The organism is Streptococcus mitis (genome assembly GCF_002096755.1).
GTDB lineage: Bacteria > Bacillota > Bacilli > Lactobacillales > Streptococcaceae > Streptococcus > Streptococcus mitis_AC.
Window position 1 is genome coordinate 329,552 of the sequence record NZ_NCVF01000026.1, and the last position, 23,550, is coordinate 353,101.

General features: G+C 35.7%; 20 protein-coding genes. All 20 read right to left on the minus strand.

Features of this window, described 5'->3' with window-relative positions; all coding sequences use genetic code 11:
• Window positions 1-92: 92 nt before the first annotated feature.
• Complete coding sequence (locus tag B7700_RS10265) at window positions 93-755, minus strand: ABC-2 family transporter permease (RefSeq protein ID WP_084888733.1); 663 nt, start codon at window positions 753-755, stop codon at window positions 93-95.
• Window positions 733-1,473 (minus strand): lantibiotic immunity ABC transporter MutE/EpiE family permease subunit, encoded by a 741-nt coding sequence (locus tag B7700_RS10270; RefSeq protein WP_084888736.1) that lies wholly within the window; start codon window positions 1,471-1,473, stop codon window positions 733-735. Before B7700_RS10270 ends, B7700_RS10265 begins: the two co-directional genes overlap by 23 nt.
• On the minus strand, window positions 1,470-2,156 hold the full coding sequence (locus tag B7700_RS10275) for an ABC transporter ATP-binding protein (protein ID WP_084888738.1): 687 nt from the start codon (window positions 2,154-2,156) through the stop codon (window positions 1,470-1,472). Before B7700_RS10275 ends, B7700_RS10270 begins: the two co-directional genes overlap by 4 nt.
• Window positions 2,157-2,326: 170 nt before the next feature.
• Window positions 2,327-3,670, minus strand: coding sequence for a sensor histidine kinase (locus B7700_RS10280; protein ID WP_084888740.1), 1,344 nt, complete (start codon window positions 3,668-3,670; stop codon window positions 2,327-2,329).
• The gene (locus B7700_RS10285; protein WP_000276749.1) at window positions 3,663-4,346 is read right to left on the minus strand and encodes a response regulator transcription factor; all 684 of its coding nucleotides are present in this window, start codon (window positions 4,344-4,346) and stop codon (window positions 3,663-3,665) included. Before B7700_RS10285 ends, B7700_RS10280 begins: the two co-directional genes overlap by 8 nt.
• A gap of 392 nt (window positions 4,347-4,738) precedes the next feature.
• A complete protein-coding gene (locus tag B7700_RS10290) occupies window positions 4,739-5,623 on the minus strand; it encodes an ROK family protein (RefSeq protein ID WP_084888742.1) in 885 nt (294 codons plus the stop codon).
• 17 nt (window positions 5,624-5,640) lie between these two features.
• Window positions 5,641-6,558: a dihydrodipicolinate synthase family protein gene (locus B7700_RS10295; protein WP_049544866.1), complete on the minus strand. Its 918-nt coding sequence runs from the start codon at window positions 6,556-6,558 to the stop codon at window positions 5,641-5,643.
• A gap of 172 nt (window positions 6,559-6,730) precedes the next feature.
• Entirely contained in the window at window positions 6,731-7,375 is a 645-nt protein-coding gene (locus tag B7700_RS10300) for a YesL family protein (protein WP_084888744.1), read from the minus strand.
• A gap of 19 nt (window positions 7,376-7,394) precedes the next feature.
• Window positions 7,395-7,847: a NanQ anomerase/TabA/YiaL family protein gene (locus B7700_RS10305; protein WP_084888746.1), complete on the minus strand. Its 453-nt coding sequence runs from the start codon at window positions 7,845-7,847 to the stop codon at window positions 7,395-7,397.
• Between the two features lie 171 nt (window positions 7,848-8,018).
• On the minus strand, window positions 8,019-8,858 hold the full coding sequence (locus tag B7700_RS10310; RefSeq protein ID WP_001192120.1) for a carbohydrate ABC transporter permease: 840 nt from the start codon (window positions 8,856-8,858) through the stop codon (window positions 8,019-8,021).
• Window positions 8,859-8,873: 15 nt separating this feature from the next.
• Entirely contained in the window at window positions 8,874-9,740 is an 867-nt protein-coding gene (locus tag B7700_RS10315) for a carbohydrate ABC transporter permease (RefSeq protein WP_153198773.1), read from the minus strand.
• 221 nt (window positions 9,741-9,961) lie between these two features.
• Window positions 9,962-11,290, minus strand: coding sequence for an ABC transporter substrate-binding protein (locus B7700_RS10320; protein WP_045611137.1), 1,329 nt, complete (start codon window positions 11,288-11,290; stop codon window positions 9,962-9,964).
• A 114-nt stretch (window positions 11,291-11,404) separates the two neighbouring features.
• Complete coding sequence (locus B7700_RS10325) at window positions 11,405-12,103, minus strand: N-acetylmannosamine-6-phosphate 2-epimerase (protein ID WP_001135679.1); 699 nt, start codon at window positions 12,101-12,103, stop codon at window positions 11,405-11,407.
• Window positions 12,104-12,275: 172 nt separating this feature from the next.
• A complete protein-coding gene (locus B7700_RS10330; protein WP_000241730.1) occupies window positions 12,276-13,379 on the minus strand; it encodes a Gfo/Idh/MocA family protein in 1,104 nt (367 codons plus the stop codon).
• A gap of 12 nt (window positions 13,380-13,391) precedes the next feature.
• Window positions 13,392-15,485 carry a neuraminidase NanB gene (gene nanB / locus B7700_RS10335; protein ID WP_084888748.1) on the minus strand — a complete coding sequence of 698 codons (2,094 nt, stop codon included), beginning with the start codon at window positions 15,483-15,485 and terminating at the stop codon, window positions 13,392-13,394.
• A gap of 16 nt (window positions 15,486-15,501) precedes the next feature.
• Window positions 15,502-16,335, minus strand: a complete 834-nt coding sequence (locus B7700_RS10340; protein ID WP_000730332.1) for a carbohydrate ABC transporter permease — start codon at window positions 16,333-16,335, stop codon at window positions 15,502-15,504.
• The gene (locus B7700_RS10345; protein WP_000237988.1) at window positions 16,335-17,219 is read right to left on the minus strand and encodes a carbohydrate ABC transporter permease; all 885 of its coding nucleotides are present in this window, start codon (window positions 17,217-17,219) and stop codon (window positions 16,335-16,337) included. Before B7700_RS10345 ends, B7700_RS10340 begins: the two co-directional genes overlap by 1 nt.
• 78 nt (window positions 17,220-17,297) lie before the next feature.
• Complete coding sequence (locus B7700_RS10350) at window positions 17,298-18,635, minus strand: ABC transporter substrate-binding protein (protein ID WP_084888750.1); 1,338 nt, start codon at window positions 18,633-18,635, stop codon at window positions 17,298-17,300.
• An 18-nt stretch (window positions 18,636-18,653) separates the two neighbouring features.
• Window positions 18,654-19,106 (minus strand): YhcH/YjgK/YiaL family protein, encoded by a 453-nt coding sequence (locus B7700_RS10355; protein WP_084888752.1) that lies wholly within the window; start codon window positions 19,104-19,106, stop codon window positions 18,654-18,656.
• Between the two features lie 516 nt (window positions 19,107-19,622).
• Window positions 19,623-23,501, minus strand: a complete 3,879-nt coding sequence (locus B7700_RS10360; RefSeq protein ID WP_084888754.1) for an SIALI-17 repeat-containing surface protein — start codon at window positions 23,499-23,501, stop codon at window positions 19,623-19,625.
• Between the last annotated feature and the right edge of the window lie 49 nt (window positions 23,502-23,550).

Here is a 23,550-nt window from a genome sequence, read left to right on the forward strand (position 1 = left end):
AGATTTATTTTGGTTATAAAGTAAAGTCAAAACAATTCCCAAATTTCCATCCAAAAATTTAACACTCCATTCATTTCCATCAGAATATATAATTAAACACCTTTTCTGCTTACAACTACTAAATTAGCAACAAACAATAATACAACATAAAAAGTTAAAGCTAATAAATAGTTTGTGCTTCTAAAATTATTTTCTAAAATTATATTAACTGGTAAAATTACTGGAATCCAAAAAATATTAAGAAAAACTTTATTTGTTGCAAATAATATAAATAAACTTTCTACAACAGCAATAAGTAAATTGCCACCTTTCGCAATAAACAATGTCAATAGCATGTGGAAATGATTTAGCAATATTAGTAATAACCAACTAACTATTCCTACGTAAAAATAATATGAAAAGTGTTCTAACTCTATACCTACAACTACCCATAAAGGAATAGTAAGTAAAGATAATAGTAAATCTAACACAAAAATTTTCGCTCCCCATATACTGGCTGTATTTCTCGAGCCTTTAATATTCTGATAATTATTAGCATTGATTTCTTGTTCAGATACTAATAAAGTGATTATCGTAGTTATCATACAATAGCCTAACATGGGTAAAAAGATAATATTTTCCAATACAATTGTGTTATTTACAGATAATATGTAAATTGGAATTGTCAATAGTTGTATAGTAGACAAAATCAAAATAATGTATAGTTGATACGAACCTTTAAATTTAATCATTTCACTTTTTAGCAATTGGATCATTACTTAACCTCCAATTTAACATTAACAAAGAAACAATAAATAGAATCAATGATAGAAATACGGTAAATACTACCATTTTAACGTCTGTTACATGATTTGTTAAATCTAAATCTCCTGACGGTTTTATATACATAAGACTATAAGCAATTTTATAATGATATGTAAAAGGAAAGAAGAACCAAAAGCTACTTTGAGCGATAAAAGGTGCAACCAAAAAACAAATCAAGGAGTTAATAGATACTAAGATATAGGGGTTGATCCGTTTCGAAAATAGATACAAGAGTGGCAATACCCATATGGATGTTATCGAAATAAGTACTAAACAAATTAAGTCACCAATTATATTCAATGATATTAAGTCGCCATACAAAAAATTACTTGTAAATAATAATATAGCTAAAAACCATACGTTCGAAATGAGTAAATCTTTTAATTTTAAAAGTATCTTTACGATATATATTTTTATGCTATCATTTCGAAAGTATATATTCTGAAAGTTTCCTGCAGCTTCTTCTGCTTTATAATCATATAAAAATAACAATCCAATAAGCGTGTACAAAAAGACGGCTTCCCACCAATATATTGAAAAACTTTCTATAATACTCGGTCCAACAAGTAATATAGCTATTAAAATCGACAAGCCAGGAGCTATTATCAAGAATTTTTTGGATGTATTTTTTCGCTGTTTTAACCATTCTGATTTAAATATTTTTATCATATTGCGTCACCTCCATGAACAATTCTTATAAATAAAGATTCTAAATCATCACTTTGAACATTCGAACCATCGTAAAAAATTTGACCATCATGTAAAATAACAACTTTATCTGCCACTTTACTAACTTCATACAGTTGATGGCTAGATAAAAGAATTGTCATTCCTGATTTCTTTAAAGAAATCATTAAATTCAACAATTCCTTTATACCATCTGGATCCAATCCATTGGTAGGTTCATCTAAAATGAGCAAATCTGGACTAGTAATTATTGCCATACCTAATCCCAAACGTTGTTTCATACCTAAAGAAAAGCTCCCTGCTTTTTTCTTTCCCGTATTAGATAGCCCAATCAAGTTTAATACTTCATTAATTCGTTCGTCAGAAATGTCATATAACAATGCTCTTGTTTTTAAGTTATCATAAGCAGATAAGTTCATGTAGATAGCTGGAGTTTCAATAAGCGCTCCAATCTCATATATACCCGCATTTTTTTCCCCATTAAAAATAACCGTACCACTATCAGCATTTTCAAGACCAAAAATAATCTTCATAATTGTTGATTTTCCTGCACCATTAATACCTAATAATCCACAAATACTCCCCTCTTTTATTTCAAAAGAAATATTTTTCAGTACTTCTCTATCCTTATATGATTTTCTAAGTTTTTGAACTTGTATATTCATAACTATAATTCCTCCTTGTTTTATACTTGTATGTTATACTTTATTTTTCAAAATTTGTTCAGAATTTCCAATTTTACAAAATTAAAAAAATAGACAGTCCTCAATTTAGAAAACCATCTATTTTTATACATAACTATTATATGGAAGCTATCTAATATATCCTTACAGAATTATTTTTTAATAAGCAACGTCACTTGAGCGCCACCTCTATCTGGATTTGATAAAAACAATTCTCCTAAATGTCTAGTTGCAACTTGTTTAGCAAATGCTAACCCTAAACCATAGTGCTTATTATTCCTACCTTTATTCTCAGTATAAAATAACTTATCTGCATTTAATAAGGACTGTTCAGTAAAAGGCAGACCATTATTCCACACTACAAAATTAATATACTCTGTTTCCTCAATGATAGTAAGCGTAACTTTTTTTTCTCCAGAACTATATCTTGCTGCATTTGCTAAAATGTTAATTAATGCCCGATTTAAATTAAAGCGATTTCCCTTAAAAAATATTAATTTTGTAGTATTAATAATTTTGAAATCAACCTTTGCATTATTCATTACAGATTTCGCTTCTACTGACAGCTCACTTAAAAATTCGGATAAATGTATCTGTTCTCCATAATCTTTATCTTCAATTAGTAATCTTGAATAATCAATCATTGAACTAAAGTATCTTTCAAAAACTACTATACTGTTATTCATTGACTGAGTGTATTCCTTCTGTTGAACAGTCAAGTTAGTTAATTCAAGCAACTCTAAATTTCCCTTTAGTACTGTTAAAGGAGTTTTTACATCATGAGCTAATGCACCAACTTGAAAAGATAAATCTTCCTTCTCCCTTCTTTCTGATTTGAGTAAATTAGTTAACTCGTCGTCCTTTTGATATAATACAGAGAGAATTTCATCGAACTCTTGTATTGGAGCGGGAATGTTTTTTTCTTTAAATGTTAACTGCCCCATGTTTAAAGCTTTTTTTTGTATAAGTAGAAAATTTTTTGAAAATTCTTTTATTAATCTTGTAAGTGACCAAATGAGTAAAATCGTTTCGAAAACGAAGAAAAATAAATAAGAAAATAGATTAAATGAAATGTGACGCAAATTCGGATTAACAAACTCAGGTATCATGGGTTGCCTGACAGTAAGTACAATCTCTGAATTAGCATAATACCCATAATACACCTCACTATTACTTACAGATTCATTTTTATCAAAAACTTCTCGATAGGCAGGCAAATCCTTTTTTTGATAATTACCCTCTTCAATTGTACCTGTCTTGCGATTAAATACAACATAGTCAAATATAGAGTTATTCATTGCTTGAACTACATCACTTAAATTGCTGGTATCACTCACTGAAATTTCAATTTTAGAGTCGTATACATTTAATTGTCCTGTAAAAACAAGTAAATAAGTAAATATAAAAAATAAAAGTATACTCAGTAACGTACCTGTTACTAGTTCTAAAACAGTCCTTATTATACGTCCTCTAATTGTACTATTCTTCTTAATCATGCCACTTGTATCCCATACCTCTAACTGTTTTTATAGGATTAATTCCATAGGATGAGAATTTTAATCTTATTTGATAGATATACTCAGATATTGAACGAAAGAGGGTTTCAGCATCATCATCATAAACGTTTTCATATATATCTTGTACAGTAAAAATTTTTCTTGGATTGCTAGATAATAGCTCTATGATATCATATTCCCTACTTGTAAAGGCAAGACTATCTCCATTAATACAAACAATTTTTTCTTGTAAATAAATCGTTATTGGAGATAATTCTCGAACAATTTGATTACTTAATTCACCTTGTTTGTATCGTTCTTCTCGTTTGAGATTTGCAGCAACTTTAGCAATTAATTGATTGATGCTGAAAGGTTTTGTAATATAGTCATCTCCTCCTAAATTCAATCCTGATACTATATCTTCTTCGGTATCTTTTGCACTAACAAAAATAATAGGGGAGCTTACTTTATTTCTAATCTGCTTACAAATTTGCATACCATCTATATTAGGCATCATTACATCTAATAAAATCAAATCAAATCCTTTGAAATTATTAATATTGATTGGTACGGTCACTTCTTGATACGTCGTTACCTGATAGTTTTTCATCTCTAAAATAGTTCGCATCAATTTCAAAATTTCAAAATCATCATCTACAACTAATATCTTATACATTCTATCACCTCAAAATATTTTAGAGAACTACCTGCAATGCTCCGTATTTTTGACAAAGAATAGTCTCAATACATCAGTTTGTAATATTCCTTATTTATTAAATTAAATTTTTAGAAACTAGTACAAATCTATTTTACACTATCTTGAACAAAATTCGTAATATTTAATAATCTAATTTGAATGCCGTCAATGTCCCTTCCTCTTCCGATTCTTATTTCCAGCGTCAGACTTAAAACGGTCTATCCCCAAACCGTTTTAATCCGCTACCTCACAATAGTTAGGCTTGGAAATTGTTATTGACTTCACTGGTAGCAGGTGCCCACGGAGGACTTACACCTCAGATGAACTACATGCCCGTCGTACCTAGAAAATCCTAGTTTGGCTGAGCCAAACTAGGATTGTTTTGTCTTGAAATGATAATAAGCTCCCAACATACCTGCTGTATTTTGGTGATGGGCAAATTCTAATCGTGTTTTTTCAGCTAGGCTTGGCACCAAGGCATCTTTCAAGGCTGTGCGAATCTTGGGTTTGAGGATAGCCTCTTGTCCCATGATACCGCCACCGAGAATAACCACTTCTGGATTGGCAACGTAGCAAATATTTGCCAGACCTTTCCCTAGATAGTCTACCATACGGTCAATACCAGCCATGCAAATCTTGTTGCCTTCAGTGGCTTCCTTAAAGATACGTCGGCCATTCCACTGATCAACTGGATCTCCATGACCTGCTGCTACATACTCCACCAAGGCTGTCGTAGAGGCCAAATCTTGGAACGCTCCATCCTGCATATGCATATAACCGACTTCGCAGGCTGAATTGCTAAAACCATGGAAGACTTTCCCATCCATAATCAAGCAACCACCGATACCGGTTCCAATGGTCAAGCAAAGTGTCACACTCGCTCCCTTGCCTGAACCAGATACTGCCTCAGCAAGACCTGCACAGTTGACATCATTTTCAATCTCACAAGGAATAGTAAAGCTTTCTTCGATTTCCTTTTTGAACTGGGTTCCTGCGTAGTTAGGGATTTGAGGACCAGCGTAGAAAATCTCACCCTTATCAGGATCCACCATTCCTGCAGAAGAAATAGCAACACCTGCTACTGGGCCCTTTTCTAAATAGCTGGCTACGATATCTTTGGTTTTTTGTAAGATATGAGGTCCACCTTTATGCGCCTCTGTTGGCATTTCATGCGATTCAACAAGTTGGCCTTCTTGGTCGATCAAACCATATTTGATGTTGGTTCCACCGATATCAATTGCAACATAGTGTGTCATAAATACCTCCTTATGGATTAGAGGAAGCGCTCTTTGGTTTCACGAATCAAGGCTGCAGCTGCTTCTACAACTGGGCGATCTTCTTCAGTCACTGGTGTCAATGGTGAACGAACTGATCCAATGTTAAGTCCTTCATTGATTTTCAAGACTTCCTTAATCACACCATACATATTTCCATGTGCAGCAGTCAATTTGCCAATGATTGCATTGATAGCGTATTGCAATTCACGCGCTTTTTCCAAGTCTTTGTCAGCAATCAACTGATTGAGTTTCAAGAATAGTTCTGGCATAGCACCATAAGTACCACCGATACCAGCTTTAGCTCCCATGAGACGACCACCTAAGAACTGCTCATCTGGACCGTTGAAAACGATATGGTCTTCCCCACCAAGGCTCACAAAGGTTTGGATATCTTGAACTGGCATAGAAGAGTTCTTAACACCGATAACACGAGGATTTTTCAACATTTCTGTGTATAGACTTGGAGTCAGAGCAACACCTGCCAATTGAGGAATGTTGTAAATCACGTAGTCTGTGTTTGGAGCTGCAGAACTGATATCGTTCCAGTATTTAGCAACTGAGTATTCTGGCAAGCGGAAATAAATTGGTGGAATCGTTGCAATGGCATCTACACCCAAGCTTTCAGCATGACGAGCAAGTTCCATACTATCTTTGGTATTGTTGCAAGCAACGTGAGCAATGATGGTCAATTTACCTTTGGCAACTGCCATGACTTCTTCCAAGATTAACTTGCGGTCTTCAACGCTTTGGTAGATACATTCACCAGAAGAACCATTGACATAAAGACCTTGAACACCTTTATCAATGAAGTATTGAACCAAGGCACGCGTACGCTCTGGACTTACTTCTCCTTGATCATCATAACATGCGTAGAAGGCTGGAATGACACCTTCGTATTTTTTTAAATCTGACATAGATTTTCTCCTAAGTTTTCTTTTTTTCTGCTAACAGCAGGATTTATTCTTTACGTGTTTAGTATACACCTTGTGAAAAACGCTTTCAATATCTTGTGTACACTTAGATTTTAGTTTCGATATGAATTTTGAAATGTTTAGGGCTTGAAAGTAGTTTCAGAAACAAGCCATCCTATTGGTATTTTGCGAAAATTTTCTCCATCAATCCAGTCTGGATAAAGACCAAGAGTCCAAACCCAAAAAGCAGGAATGCTGAGCCACCTAAAAGTAAACTGAAGGCGGACAGATAAAGAACCATCACAATAAGAAAGAGAATGGCTAACATGAGGAAGAACCAAGGAAAGTTAAAACTTGCCAAGATAAGTCCTTTTTGCAGCACTTCTTTCCAAGTCAAATCATAGCGTGCAGCGATTGGATAGCTAGCCAACATCACGATAGTGAGGAAGATAAGAATACCTAGACAAATAGCTTTTACCATTTGGAAAGGCATAGCTGTCTGACCCCAGAAGAGATAAAGATCTAGAATGCTTAATGAGACAATGCCCAACTCAAGCAGACCTAACTGAAGACCTAGTTTCAGATTTTCCTTGAAAGCTCTTAGATAGATTTTAAAGACAGGTACACGTCTGCTCTTCTTAATCTCAAACATAGTCTCGTAGATGCTAATTTTAGCTACTCCAATCGTCACGATGGGCAAACAAGTGACGACAAAAAGAAGATTGGCTGTCACGATATCCAGGACCTTCTCACTAAAACGCATGAGAAAGTTATCTGTATCAAATGCTGCCTTGATAAGGCTTACTCCTTTTTGTGCCATATTTGCTCCTCCTTATTTTTTAGTCAATCAAAATTTTAAAGAGATATTTGCGAACCTTCTGTTCCATACCTGCATAGCCATTTGGCTGGTGTGGTTCTCCTGGAAAGAAAATCGCAAAATTGTGATAACCCAACAAGAGTGGGTATTTTTCATGACAATGCACAAAGCCAATGTCACTCGCTTCGTCGAATGCTACTGCCTCGTCTTTGATACGTGAACCGTAGCTCGAATATTCATGTCCTTCTACCAGCAAATGCAAATCTGCATAGTTCTTATGATGCTCAAATTGATCATTTTCAGCTTGATTGAGGACATTTTCCTGAACAACTAGAAAGACCTTGTCCCCGTCAATCTCATACTTACCTAATTCGAAAGAATCCTTACTGTGCTGGTAGAGATAGTCGATAGCCTTGTCTAGATTGGGATGAATTCCTTTGTAAAAGGTGATGTTTTTCAAATCGTCAAAAATCATACTCTTTCCTTCGTTTCTGATAGTTAACTAAAATCATTCTTAAGTTGATAAGTGTCTAACAAAATATCTAAGGTAAGCAAATACCCAACATTTTGTAGACACTTATAACCTCTATATTTCCATAGCATGTCAAGACCACTTCCGCAATCTTGACACACCAGTTTACTTTTCTTAACCTTTGACCGCTCCCATAGTAATACCCTGAGTGAAGGATTTTTGGAAGACTAGGAAGACTGTTACGATTGGAACTGCTGCAAGAGCGGCACCTGCCATGATCAAACCATAGTTGGTTGCCATTTCAGCTTGCATAGTTGCAACCCCAAGTGAGATGGTCAAGTTTTGACGTGAAGTCAACATAACCAACTGCATGAAGTAGTCGTTCCATGTATTGATGAAGGTAAAGATTGCAAGGGCTGCAAATCCTGGTTTCACAATCGGAAAGGCTACGCTCCAGAAAGTACGAATCTCACCACAACCGTCGATTTTAGCTGATTCAAGCAACTCTGTTGGGATATTCTCACTGAACTGTTTCATGAGGAAGACCCCGAATGGCCATCCAATCAAAGGCAAGATAACTGCCCAAAGTGTATCATGGATTCCCATGAAGTTGACGATACGTACCAATGGTACAAGGACAACTTGTTTTGGAAGAGCCATGGCTGCAATAAAGATTGCAAAAAGAATGCGTTGACCATAGAAACGTTTTTTAGCCAATACATAACCTGCTAGAGAAGAGGTTGCACAGACCAAAAACATAGTTACAAGTGAGATAAATACTGAGTTCCACATCCACTGCAAGGCAGGGTTTTGCACCATAAGTTGTTGGAAGTTTTCCATGGTTGGCATTTTAGGGAACCACTGTGGTGGAATAACGATTGTATCAGGTTGTGACTTGAAGGCACCTGTCAAAATCCAGTAGAACGGAAAGATGAACAGCACGGTCAACAAGAGCAAGATAATAGTTGAAATAACAGTAAAAGCTGTTAAAGGTTTCTTTTGTGTAGATTGCATAGCTGTCTCCTTTCTTTAGTATTCTACGTCGTTTCCAAGTACTTTAAATTGAACAAAGCTTACGATAGCGATCATAACTGCTAGGAATACACCAATTGTGTTGGCATAGCCATATTCTGTCAATTGGAAGGCTTTTTCGTAAAGGTAGTACATAAGTGTACTTGTTGAGTAGTTTGGGCCACCAGATGTCAACAACTGAATCAAGGCGAAACACTGGAATGAGTTGATTGTTGTAATGATTGCAATGTAAAGAGTTGTTGGAAGAAGGCTAGGCCATTTAATCTTCCAGAACACTTGCAATTCAGTTGCACCGTCAACTCGAGCTGCTTCAACCAATGAATTGTCGATATTTCCCATCGCTGCGATATAAAGGATAATCGGCTGACCAACAGATGTAGTCAAAAGGATAATCATAATCGCCATCAAAGCCCAGTTTTTATCTCCCAACCAAGAAATGTTCTGGCTGATGATATGGCTTGACTTAAGGACAAAGTTTAGAATCCCTGATAGTGGGTCATAAATCCATTTCCAAACAACTGTTACGGCGACACTACCTGTTACAACAGGAAGGAAGAAGACGAAACGGTAGAAGGATCTGGCAATGGCATTTTGATGATAAGTCTGAGATGCTACAAAGAGCGAGAATAGAACAACAACTGGTACAGATCCAATAACCAGAATAACGGTATTGATCAAAGACTTCATAAAGACAGGGTCTTTAAACATGCGAACATAGTTGTCCAAGCCTACAAACTCAAATTTAGTCATTGAGTAGTTAAAGAAACTTGTAATGAATCCCATAATCATAGGAGCCAATACAAAGATGACAAAGAAGAATAATACTGGTGCTAGGAAAGCGTAGGAAATCACTGTTTCCCGCATACGAATTTTATTGACTTTCACAGTCGGCACCTCTCTTTCACAAATAGAATATTTTGGATTTTCTTGAACTGTTTTAAAATCAAAATGAAATTTTTTAAGATTCGCTTATGTAAGAACTTCATTTTAATTTCGTGACAGTTCCTTACATTTCAAATAAAATCCTCCCTTTTCTTACATAGACTATGCACAGGGAAAAGGGAGGAGTCAATCTGATTTAGTGCTTATTGTTTTGTAGCTTTTTTAATTGTTTCGTTAGCTTTTTCAGTGAAGGCTTTCAAAGCATCCGCTGGTTTTTCGTCACCATTTGATACAGATTGCAACATTGGGAACCAAAGTGTTCTCATTTCAGCAAAACCATTGATAGTGTTGTAGTATGGTGAGTAGTATTTAGTCCAACCACTGATTGTTTCCATACGTTTGTCTTCATAAAGTTTGCCAAATGAAGTACGAACTGGGAAGGCACCTGTACGAACAACGTCTTTTGGACCCCATTCTTTGTCATCCGCGATAAATTGAACGAATTTCTTAGATGCTGCAACTTTCTTGTCGTCTTTGTTGTTGAATACTGCAAATCCGTTTACAAGGTATTCAAGAGCTGGTTTACCTGAATCTGATGGGAATGGTACTTCTACCACTTCTACTTTACTTGCTTCTAAGAGTTTAGCTTGGATACCGTTTTGAGCTGGTGCCCAAAGGATTGTGTAAGATGTTTGACCGTTGGCAAAGTTTTGGATATCTGCTCCACCGTCAAATTGTGAACCATTGTTCAACAAACCGTCTTTGATCCAGCCAGCTGCTTTTTCAAGACCTTTGACGAATTTAGGATCATCAGTTGTATATTTTGTTACATCTTTATCTGTTACAGAACCGCCGTAAAGGTTTGAGATGAAGGCACGTGTTCCTTGGTCTCCCCCTTGACCAGAACTGAACAATGAACCTGGTGTGTAGCCTTTGTCTTTAAGCGCTTTCAAAACTTTTTCAAAATCATCAGTTGTCCAACCTTCTTTTACAAGGTTTGCAACTCCAGCCTCTTCCAACATTTTCTTGTTCATAGCCATATAGAATGGTGCTGAACTGATTGGATACATGTAAGCTTTGTCTCCAGCTTTACTTGCTTGTACAATGTTTTCATTGTTAACATCTTTAACAAATTCATCTGTGAAGAGATCGTTCAACTCAGCCAATTTACCGTTTTTACCGTATTGGATGATACGCCCTGGTGCGTCAAAAAGTACGTCTGGAGCTGTCCCTGCTTCGATAGCTGTTGTGATTTTTTCAGGACCAGACTTGAAGTCGATGGTTTCCAATTTCACTTTTACATCTGGATTTGCTTTTTCAAAAGCTTCGATGATTGATTTTTCATATGTTCCAACACCGTCACCAGTTTTTTCTTGAGTGAAAACTGGGAATGCCCACCAAGTGATTTCTGTTTTAGCGCCATCTCCACCTGATTTAGCAGCATCTTTGCTACCACCAGAATTACCACATGCAGCAAGGCCAAGAACCGCAGCACCCGCAAGTACTGTACAAGCTAGTTTTCTAAATTTCATTTGTATTCTCCTAATTGATAAGCGTATCCATATTGGATAATGAGTAAGATTGCATTTGTATACGTTTTCATTTTATCCGACGCATCCACCACTCTCCTCTTTTTTGAGATTGTGTTATTTGAGACCAGCAACAAAGCGTTCTGTGATCTCTTTTGGTCTAGTAATAGCGCCACCAACAACAATACCTCGCACTCCATATCCTAGGATTTGTTTGGCTTGTTCTGGTGTATGAATTTTTCCTTCTGCAATGACATCTACACCAGCATCACAGAGTTTTTTGATTAATTCAAAATCGGGACCATCCACTTTTGGACTGTAAGATGTGTATCCTGATAAGGTTGTTCCGACAAAGTCGATTCCTGCTTCAACGGCTGCCAATCCTTCCTCGAAAGTACTTGTATCAGCCATCAAGAGCTGGTTAGGATATTTTTCCTTAACCTGACGAATGAACTCTTGAATCTCCAAACCATCATAGCGTTCACGCTTGGTACAATCCAGAGCAATTACCTCTATATCAAGTTCTGCCAATTCATCAACTTCTTTCATAGTAGCAGTGATGAAGGGTTCTTGCGGTGGATAATCTCGTTTTATTATCCCAATGATTGGAAGGTTTGTAACCTCCTTGATTTCCTTGATATCGCGAACACTATTTGCTCGGATACCGACTGCTCCACCTTGCTCAGCCGCTTTGACCAGCAAGGGAATGACTCCTCCCGCTTCTGTATAGAGCGGTTCGTGAGGAAGGGCCTGACAAGAAACGATGATCCCATCTTTGATTTGTGCAATCAAGGCTTCTTTAGTAATCTGTGGCATCCTCTTTCCTCCTTTTCTTTGTTCTTATGGGTTTATTATATATTATTTTTAAAGCGCTTTCAATACTTTGTAGTATAATAGATTTCAGTTTCAAAAGTTATTTAATTCAAACAGGCCTGCTGAAAGTACTTTCAGCAGGCCTGTTTGAATTTTTTTAGGAGAATACCAATGTTTATTGTACAACTTCAGACAGTTTTACTTTACGATCTTCAAACATAGATTTTGTACAAGCATCTGCAGTAGCAATTGCTTCTAGAGCCGCTTCACCTGTCAACAATTTTGCAAATTCTTCTGATACTGGAGCTCCTTGCATAATCTCATGTAGATAGCGCATTTCTTTATCAATGACTGATGATAACCATAATGGAGTACGTTTACCTGGTTTACCATAAGCAATTGCTCCATCCATCTCTGTACTATGATAGATACGAGTCCGATCATCATCTTCTTCTTGCGATTCATGAATCAAGAAATAACTTTCTTGTCCATCTAGCTTAAGAGTTCCTTTACAGTTGAATAAGTCTAAGCGGATAGCACCTTTTGTTCCTTGAATTAAGACATAATGTTCACCCCAACGATAAGCTGAACCCCATTCTAACAAAGCAAAACGCTTATTAGAAAATTCCATATTGACAAAAATCATATCATCTTCATCACCGAAATTTTCACCTTCATGGGCTACATTTCCACCTGTCATGGTTACAGTTTCAGGCATACCACCCATAAGAAATTGCACACAATCCAATTCATGGATGTGGTGATACAAGTGACCACCTGATTTTTCACGGATTTTTTTCCATGATACTGATGGTTGTTGTTCTTCCCAACCATTACGAGCTGTGTGACAGTATAGAACGTCTCCAATGACTCCTTGATTAATGAGTTCTTTTGCATGATGGACACCATTAAAGAAGTTCATAATATGTCCTGCCATAAAGGTTACATTATTTTCTTTACATGCATCGACCATCTCGCGACAATCTTGATAGGAAAGTGCAATAGGTTTTTCACAGAAAACATTTTTGCCATGTTGTGCAGCCTTAATAACTGGTTCTTTATGAAGATTATTTGGAGTTGCGACAATAACACAATCTACTTCATCGCTAGAAACCAAATCATCTAAGGAACTTGCTACTTTTGCTCCCAATTCTTCTGCAATTGCTTCTGCATTATCTGGATCATAGAGAAGAGTAATCTCTGCTCCATCATTCTTTTGCATATAACGAGCTAACTCAGCCCCAAAATATCCTGTTCCAACAACACCATATTTAACCATGTTTTTTCTCCTTTATTTTGTTAAATCATTAATTTCCAAATCTATATACTGAACTACATTGCTTAAATGCAATTCATTTCTCGACCATGAATCATATTTTTCAAACAATACACCTATGTGATGATTTGGCAATTCTGTAATCGCAGAATAGGCATAACCATACGAAGGCAAATCAATATCATAGTGGTACTTCCAATCGATACTATCATCTTCTTTATTGACTAAACCGACAACTAATTGACCTCCCTTGCGGCCATTTCTAGAATTTGGTGTACTCAAAATGACTGCTTCTTTCCCATCAATTAATTGAGAGTATTTAATTGCAGATACTTGTGTACCATATGAAGTTTGTTGAATTCCATCGATATACGAAACTTCCGACCATGTTTCTCCAGAATCTCTACTAGTCATATAGGCAATCTTACCTGTAGTAGTTCTAAAGAATGTTCTAATCACACCATCTCTCATTTCAACCATTTGCGCTTCTGCTGTCGCATTCTTAAACGGAATTGAAGCTGAGGATTTCTTCCATGTTTGACCACTGTCATCAGAAATGAGATAAGTTAGTTCGCCACTAGTATATGTTGCAAAAATTAATCTGTTACTTGATTTTAATGCTAAACCTTGTCCGGGACATAAGTAAGTTCCATTATGTTTTTCTCCTAAAAACGGAGGCAATAACTTAAATTGTTCCCAACTCTCTCCTCTATTCTGACTAGTTGTCATTGCTATATAATTAGTAGGAGTCACTTTAAATAAAGAGTCTTTGTAGAAAACATTCATAGGAACCTGTTTTCCATTGTGTGTTTCTCTTAAAGAACCACTATCAAAATCAACCGAATATTGTTCGACTGTTAAAGACTTACCTCCCTCCAAAACTTCATACTTATCATTTACAGTATAATTTGTAGGTTTATTAGTCCTTTCATCGTAAACGACACCATTTTCTCTAACTGTGTAACGGAAATCATTATCTCCATCCTTCTTTAGTTTTAAATAATAATGACCGTTTATTTCTTTAAAACCTGAATCAGCTTTATTTGCATTATTATTTCCAATACCAGCAGGCATAACATCAGCTAATAATATCGTTTTCCCAGATTTTTTATCTTCAACAATGGATGAATCTATAAATGAAGCACTTCCACTAATTTGGCTATTCTTTAATTTATTATCTCGTGGCCAGTAAACCAACTGCTCCTCATAGTCATTAAACTTCATAGCAAAAGTTGGCTCACTCCACGTTTTCCCATTATCATCACTATAAGAAGTGGCGATATTAATCTTACTTTTAGAATCATGAGTTCCACCATAACGTGCATCAATACTTGATAGAACTCTTCCACTGCTTAATGTATACAATGTCGGTATTCTAAAATAGTTAGCTTGAGTAGAATCTCCTGATTGGAAAATTAACTGAAATGGATTTGACAAGGGAATAGTTGAAACTTCCTGATCACTAATTGCTTTATTAAATAGACTGATTTCATCAATACTTCCTTTTGCGAGGTAATGATCCTTGCCTTCACGATTAACAGCTCCTAGTGTTGCCTTATCTATACCATTTATATTTGAAATTGGTAAAAATGTATCAACTGTTTCAGAGAACACTTCTATACCATTAACATACATTGTGTATGTCTTATCTTTAGAATCTGATACAAATACGAGTGTATTTTCAACTGCCTGTCCTTTATGCTTTCCCCATAGTGAAGCTGGTCTAGAAAATAAATAATTTATTCCTTTTTGGGCATCTCTTATTTCTACACCTATCTCACCAGAATCTCTCATAAAAATTGAAAAGTAATTATTTTTAAAACCTGCTTTACTATTAGATAGACCAAACAAAGCTTGAAGCGAGTTTGGTTTATCTGCTTTAAATTTCATTACTACCGTCTGACTCTCTCCAGATAATTTATCTAATAACAAAGGGCTGATATCTATACTCTTATTGTTCAGTTGATATGAACCTCCTTGAAAAATAGGAGATATGGACAGTTGACCATAGTTTAATTCATTCGCATGAATCAAAGTGGGGACTCCCATTAAAAGACTAATTCCTACAACAGAAATTCCTAGTTTTGAATAAAGACCTCTCTTATTCATTTTTTCCTTCTTTCGTCTACTTCACAGATCCTTCTGATAATCCACTTGCAATCTTATTTTGGATAATTGAGAAGAAAATGATTGATGGAAGAACTACAATAACAGATGCAGCCATCATATCTCCCCAGTCTAAAATTTCTGAACCGTTAAGTGATCGAAGGGCTACTGCTACTGTCATCTTTCCTGTATTGTTAATCAAAATCAAAGCATACAGGAATTCATTCCAAGCATTGATAAATGTATAAATAGCTGTTGCTACAATACCTGGTGCTACAATCGGTAGTACAACTTTATAAAAAGTAACAAATTTATTTGCACCATCAATTCTAGCTGCTTCTTCAATTCCAATTGGAACTGTTTGGAAAAATCCAACTAAGAGCCAAACTGCATATGGAACACTAAAAGATAGATAAACCATCATCAAGCCAAATAAACTATTTGTTAATCCAACTTTAGCAATGGCAATTGAATAGGGAATTGCTAACAAAATTGGTGGGAAAATGTAGGTAATGACGAGTAGTCTTGACATGATTGCTCCCAATTTAGGGAAGAATCGAACAATACCATAGGCTGCCATAGCAGAAATAATAATCGCAATAACAGTTGTAGCTAAGGCAATGATTAAACTGTTTCGAATGTTATCAATAAAGTGCAAGTCGTTGATAACATGAGTGAAATAATCTAATGTAAATTGTTCAGGCCAAAATCGTGTTGGATACTGAGTTAATTCCCCTTTACCTTTGACAGAAGATATGATAATCCATACCAATGGGAAAATTGCAACGATGGTCGCACCAATCAAGAGTACATGTGAGAGAATATCTAAATAAATACCGGATTTCTTCTTCATTATTTTCTACCCTCCTTTTCCCACTTACTGATGATAGCAAAGTAGATAAAGCAAATTGCCACCAAGAAGATAAAGAGCAATACTGTAACTGCTGAAGCACGACCCAACAATTTAGTTCCCCAACCTAGGTTGTAGGCAAAAATTGGAAGTGTCGTTGTAGCATTGGCTGGTCCACCACCAGTAATTAGGTAGATAATGTCAAAGTTATTAAAGATCCATACAGTTCTCAAAACAACTAGAAGCCCTACAACCACTTTAATATGTGGAAAGACGATAAATTTGAACACTTGCCAACTTGAAGCACCATCTATCTTAGCAGCCTCAAATTGTTCTTCGGGTACTGTTTGCAAAGCTGAAAGTACATTAACCATAATCATCGGCGCTCCAAACCAAATGTTGATAAACACCAAACATAGGAATGCCCATGTACTATCTGTCAAAAATGCAGGCGTATGTTCCATTAAACCTAATTTTACGATTAGATTAGGTAAGTAACCATAAACCCCGTTTAGAATCCACTGCCAAGAAAAGGCAATAACGATGGTAGGAAATGCCCAAGGAACAATCAATAAGGTCCTATATAATTTCTTGAAGTGGCGTACTCTGTGAAGAGCTAAAGCCAATACAAACCCTACTAAAACTTGACCAACTAATGAGAAAACGGTCCACTTAATTGAATTAAAGAACGCATTAAAGAAGTTGGGATCTGATAGCACAGCTTTATAGTTAGCTAAACCAACAAATTTATAATTAGGCATAATCAAATGCTTATTGGTAAAGCTATAAAAAATACTCGAGAAAAACGGATAAACAAAGAGTAATCCTACGATAATCATAGCTGGCAAAACAAATATCCAGCGAGTTAAATTACGTTCTTTAACCATTCTCCTTCTCCCTTCTTTTACAAGATTGGGCTAGGGCTTTTCAGCTCACTAGCCCACCTATTTTCTAGTCTTTTACATCTACTGAGCAGCCTCAAATAAATCGTTTAATTGTTTTTCTGCTTCTTTTGCTGCTTTCATAGGATCTGTTCCATTTGAAATGATATCTTGGAACATTTGTTCAATAATGTGTTGGTTAGTCAACATACCAGCTTGTACACTTGGTCCATTTTCATAACCAATAGCAGTACCTTTTTTAACAGCTTCAGTAATCACTTCTTCAGCATGTTTAAATTTCTTACGAGTTTCATTTTCTTTATAGGCTGCAGAATCGCTAATTCCCTTAATAGTTGGCAACATACCTACTGGAGTTGAATCAAGGAATTTAATGTAGTCTTCTTCATTATAAAGTGATTCTAAGAATGCTTTAGCAACTTCTGGGTGTTTTGAATTTTTCCAAACAACCATTGGAATGTTTGAGGTTTCAATTCCTTGGTCCTTATCAGATTCTTTGATTTTTGGAATAGGATAAGCATCAATCGAATCAATCAATTGAGGACTGTTGGCATTAATCCCTCCAATATGGAAGCCAGAGTTAAAGTCAAATGCTGTTTTTCCTTGGTAGAACAAGGTAGCTTGTTGAAGGACATTAAAGTTCAAAGAATCTTGAGGTGAGATTTCTTTATACATTTTAACCCAGTATTTAATACCATCTTGAGCAAGTTGGCTTGTCAAATCTGCTTTAAGATCTTTTGTCAAGAGACTTCCACCACCACTACGAACATAGAAGTTCAAGAAACGTGTTGCCATTAAGTCATTTGTTCCGAACGGAACAGACAAGCCATAAACTCCAGCTTCTTTCAATTTTTTAGAAGCTTCATAGAGTTGATCCCAAGTTTTAGGAACCTCAATATTATGTTCTTTTAACAAATCTGTTCTAACCCACATGACTTGTGCATGTGAATAAAGAGGAACAGAGTAGTAATCATTTCCGATTTTTGCTTCATTTAGGGCAGTTTCGTTAAATTTATCCTGTCCAATACGCTTGATAGAATCGTTTAGCGGAACCAAAGCATCTGAGTTTACCATTTCCATTACTTGGTTAGGAAGGGCTGTACTGATATCTGGCACATTTCCATTTGCTAAACCTGTAGTCCATTTAGTATAGAAGTCATTCCAAGAAAATGTTTCAATCTTGATTTTCGTTTTTGGATGTTTTTGCATGAAAGCATCTGCTGATTTTTGAATACTTTCTAAACGTGGTCCTTGAGTAAAGGAGTGCCACATCGTAATCTCACCAGATAATTCTGTCGGTGGTTCAGTGTCAGCTGTATTTTCTTTCTTTCCTGAGCAAGCCACCAAGGCAACGGCTGCTAAAGCAACTCCAGCTAGACATAAAAACTTTCTCATTTTTTTCATTGTTCTTCCCTTTCTACATTAAGAAATCGCAACTTTAAAGACAACTTTTTTCACAGGTTCATCATTTATACGAACCTTCGGTTGATGTAAATCTTCTGGAAAAGTGATGAGGCATTCGCCAGCTCTCAAATGAACTAACTGTTCCACTTTCCCTGTGTATAATTCAATATCTTTTTCTTCATCATATTTTTGGGTAACGCTTACATTTTCCGGCGACGTAACAGCCATGGCTTCTTCGTTTTCCAAAACTAAATGAATATCCAAATATTTTTGATGTGTTTCAAAGAAAGCCCCTGCTTGACCATCTGCTAGATAAGTAAAGCAATTCCCAAACAATCGATCACCATCGATATCAATCGGACCTTCTGTTAAATTTTCTAGTCCTGTTTTTTCTAGAAAATCTATTAATGTTGCAAAATGTGGATTTACTCCCACATAAGTTCCTAAACGACTAATTTTTGTAATAATCATACCGTATCCTCCTTTCTACAAATTTTTATTTATATATAGCAGCACCACACTCCCTATTTTAAAAATATATAATTTACGATATGTTAATTCTCAATTCTATTAAGAATTTGTTTCCGTTTCTTACCTATGATAAACTCCAAGAAAATTATTTATTACATATCTTATAACGTGTCTTACTTATGCCTCATTTTCCTTGTTTTATGAACCTATTATATACCTTTTTAAAAGCGCTTTCAATATTTGTTGTACGATAGAATATACTTTTATAAATATTTTATATAACACATTATCAAGAAATTACTTTCTATACCAAATATATTAATTTTTTTTATATTTAAATGATATGATTATAAACAACCCTTATAAAATAAGAAGAAATCCCTAATTGTCTCAAAATGTATTGAATATAATTGTAATTTTATCAATTAATTCAAAACCAGCCTAGAATTCCCATCTTTTTACTGAACTCTAGACTGGTTTATTTTCTATTTAAAAGTAATATCTATTATTTTATAACTAACCTTCACTATCCTTTCGTCTATAGAAAATCATGGCTCCTAAAATAACACCCACAAAACCTAGCAAAACTGTTGATATCGACTTATCCTCACCTGTATTTGGTAACTTGGACTGCTCATTATTACTTACTTTATTTTCCAGTTGACTAGATTGCGAGTGTCCATTTATTGATAACAACTTAGGAGATGCTGAATTAACCTCACCATTTTTATCTTCCCTATGATTATCAAGTACCACATTATCCAAAGAAAGTTGGAAAGTCATAGCATATATACTAAAATGATTTGTCTCAAAAGTGACCTCCCCATCTTTTTGTAGGAATTCAAGTGTGTGTAGGTTTCCTTTAGAGTCAACATAATAAACATTCTCAATAGACTGATTTGCTGCAAAAGTAACTAGGACTTTCCCTTTAGGCTGAACAACTTTACCACTTGCATCATATAATTGGATATCATATGCTTTATAGTTTAATGAACTCAGAGCACTGACTATAACTTCTTGAATCTGAACATCTTTAACATTCTTTAATACTTCTTCTGAAGCTTGAATCTGAACACTTCCTGTTTCATTTTTAAAAGTATGTTTTAAATTGGAAGATTCTGAAATGGTAGAACTAGTAGTAACATTGCTATTTTCAAATGGTTTATTATTGTTTTCTGTGACAGAACTTACGTTTCCTTCTTCTATAATTGCTCCTGAATTTTCTTCTTTTTCTAATAGGTCTATAGTTCCAGTATATTCTGGTTTGTCAACAGTTGGAGCTAACTCATATCCTGATGTACCTATTGGCTCTTTATACTCTGGAGCCTCTGTTACCTCCGGAGAATCAATGTTTACTCCTCCTTCATATTCTAAAACTGATACCGTTGGAGCGTCTTCTGAGCCTACTGTTGATAGAGGACCAGTATACTCTAGAACCTCCGTTACAACAGAAGAAGCAGAATTTACTCCTCCTCGATAATCTTCTTTCTCCGAAACAAGGGCAAGTTCAGAGTTTACTCCTCCTTCATATTCTTGAACGGACATTATTGGAGCTCCTTCTACACCTGATGTTCCCAAAGCACCTGTATATTCTTCAGTATAATGCACGACACTCTCCGCAGCATTCATCCCACCAGGAATTCCTGCTCCAGCAAGGTTGACTGTCAAATTATGCATACTTTCAATACTGCCATCAACTATACCAGTAATTTCTTGTCCAATATCTTTCTTATCTACAGCAAATAAAAGAGTTTTGCTATCATACTGAGTCATGAAGACAGCTGTTCTTCCATTCGCCAATCGCAAAATAGGTGCTCGATTTACCAGGACTTCTGAATCAAATTCTAGACCAAAAACACCTTTCCCCATCTCATAAGCTTGGCTAACTTTTGCTTCTGTCGGAGAAATCAAATCCTTACTCACAAAATCCCAATTAAATTTTTTATAGGATAAAGTATAATAGTTCTGTCCATTTTCACGATGTTCATACAATAAGCCGTATTCACCACCGCCTAACTCTTGTAATGAATTATAAGCAAATTCTCCATTCTGAATTGGATTGTGTTTTAGCCAAGTTAACTCACCATTTTCCTCAACACGAGCCAAGTGAACTAAACCATTTTTACGTTCACGGCCTGGCCCAGCAGCATTGCTAAGAAGAATGTACTCTTTCCCATCATGCATCGTATGAATAGCTGACATTTGAACATAGGCATCTTTTACTTCTGGATAACGTTTGATTGTTTTCTCCCAAGTGACCCCACCATCTTTACTGGTAGCAACCTGAAGATCTCCAGTCAATCCACGCATAAAGAGTTTTACATCCCCATTGTTTAATTGCAGAACCGTTGATTCTGTATTTTGAGCACTACTTTTATTCATATTTGATGAATGGATAACGCTATTTCCAACAGGTCGATTATCATTTGGTGACTCTCCAGCATGCCAAGTTTGTCCATGGTCATCTGAATAAATCAAACGTGAAGACTGTGATCCGCCTAAATGCGAAATATTGTTCGTTGTATAGGCTGGCACTAAAATACGTCCTTTATGAGCGCCAGTGCGTAGTACAATTCCTGTTCCAGGACCCGTTCCAAGGAATTTCATCCAGTCTTTCCGAATACCTGGTGTGATATCTTTTGGAGCAGACCATGTTTTTCCATCATCATCACTATATGACATCCACAAATAGCTCGTATTCGCTACTCTGAATGGATTTTTATCGCTTTGTTTAAAATAGATATTTCCAATTAATTCTTGATTTTTATAAAGATCTCCCTTATCTCTAAATCCAGCCTCTGTAGGATTAACCACGACTCGATATTCTGTTTTTTTATTTTGTGAATTGAAAATCTCACCATTATCTCTTAGTGTATATCGTTCCGTCTCCCCCTGTTTGTAAAGAACCTGATAAGTTTTATCTCCTATTTCTTCATAAGCTTTTTCAGGTTGATTTGGCATTCCAAAAACAGCTCGCCCTTCTGGAAACATATCATAAATTGAAAAAATCCGTTTTGTCGTTGGATCTTGAACTAAAACCATATCAATATTAAGGGGTGATGTAGCAGTCTTATCAGTAGCTTCTGGATTATCGCGAAGATTAGAAATAGTTAGTTTATCTCCCCAAGTCTTTCCATTATCTTGACTACGACGAATTACCATACCAATATCACCATAGTCAAAATGGTGTAAACGTCGTTCGTCACCCGCAGCGATCAAGGTTCCCTTATCTGTTTTTAATAAAGCTGGAATTCGGTAACTATTAATTCCTTCACCATTTGGCTGGTTATTTCTCCCACTCTCAAAAATATCTTTCTTTTCAGTAACTTCAGCGCCTTCAGGCAATTTTTTCTCTAAATCATTTCTTTCAAATAAATGGCTACGTTTTTTTACTTCCTCGATGGTTAGAGCACGATTATATACAGTTAGATTACGGATTTGAAGATTCGACCCCCACATTGTTTGGTTTGCTCTTCTAGTAGCTCCAATCTGTACTTTATTGACATCTGGCATATCTTTAATAAAGCGACCTGATTTCGTGTTCGTTCTAGATAAAACTCCATTTACATATAAACGAACCTGCCCATTTGACTGATCTGCTTTTGGTCTCTCTACCGTAAAAGTAACTGAATTCCATTGTCCTGGTTTTATTTTAAGAGGTGCATCTGAATAACTGCCATAAAAGTGACTTCCATCAGCACCACGTGCTTCCACCATTGCAGTCCCCTTGTTCACAGACATACTAAAATATTCATCTTTCTTCTTATCACTTGATACAGAGAAAAGATTATAAAATTGAGGTGCATTGGCATCTGGTTTAAACTCCATATGAATGGTAGCATTTTGAAGTTGTTTCAACTGATCCAATTCTTCTGCTAGATCAACTCTCTGCCCATTCCCAGTATTGGTAGCCAGATCCTCTCTTTCAAAAACAGTTTTTACATTTGTCAACTCTCTGGCAAAAAAATCACGTGGAGGAACGACTGCATCATCTGCACCTTCAATTTTTGCTGGATGACGCTCTATACTTTCTTCACTTCCTGTATTGGACTCTACAGGAAGATGTTCAGAGTTTCCTTCTGGTTTCGAGGTTTCTTCCTTCAAATTATGCTTATTAACATCAACTCCTTGATTAGTCGCTAAAGCTAATTTATCAGCTAAATCTTTATCTAGGTGATTTAAGTCACCAGAAACTACCTCAGTTACAGGTTCTGATACAGGTGCTCCACTTTCTAAAGAAGTTTCTACCTTACTTACATCAATATTAGTTGTAGTTTCTTGTGCTAAAGCCGGAGTAATACCAAATAAAACTGATCCAATAGCTACCGAAGCAACACCAATGGTAAATTTTCTAATACCATATCGGTTTTTACGATTAAGAGAACTTTGATTCATATAATTCCTCCCACACTTTGGGTAAGCGCTTTCTTTTTTGGTTAAAATT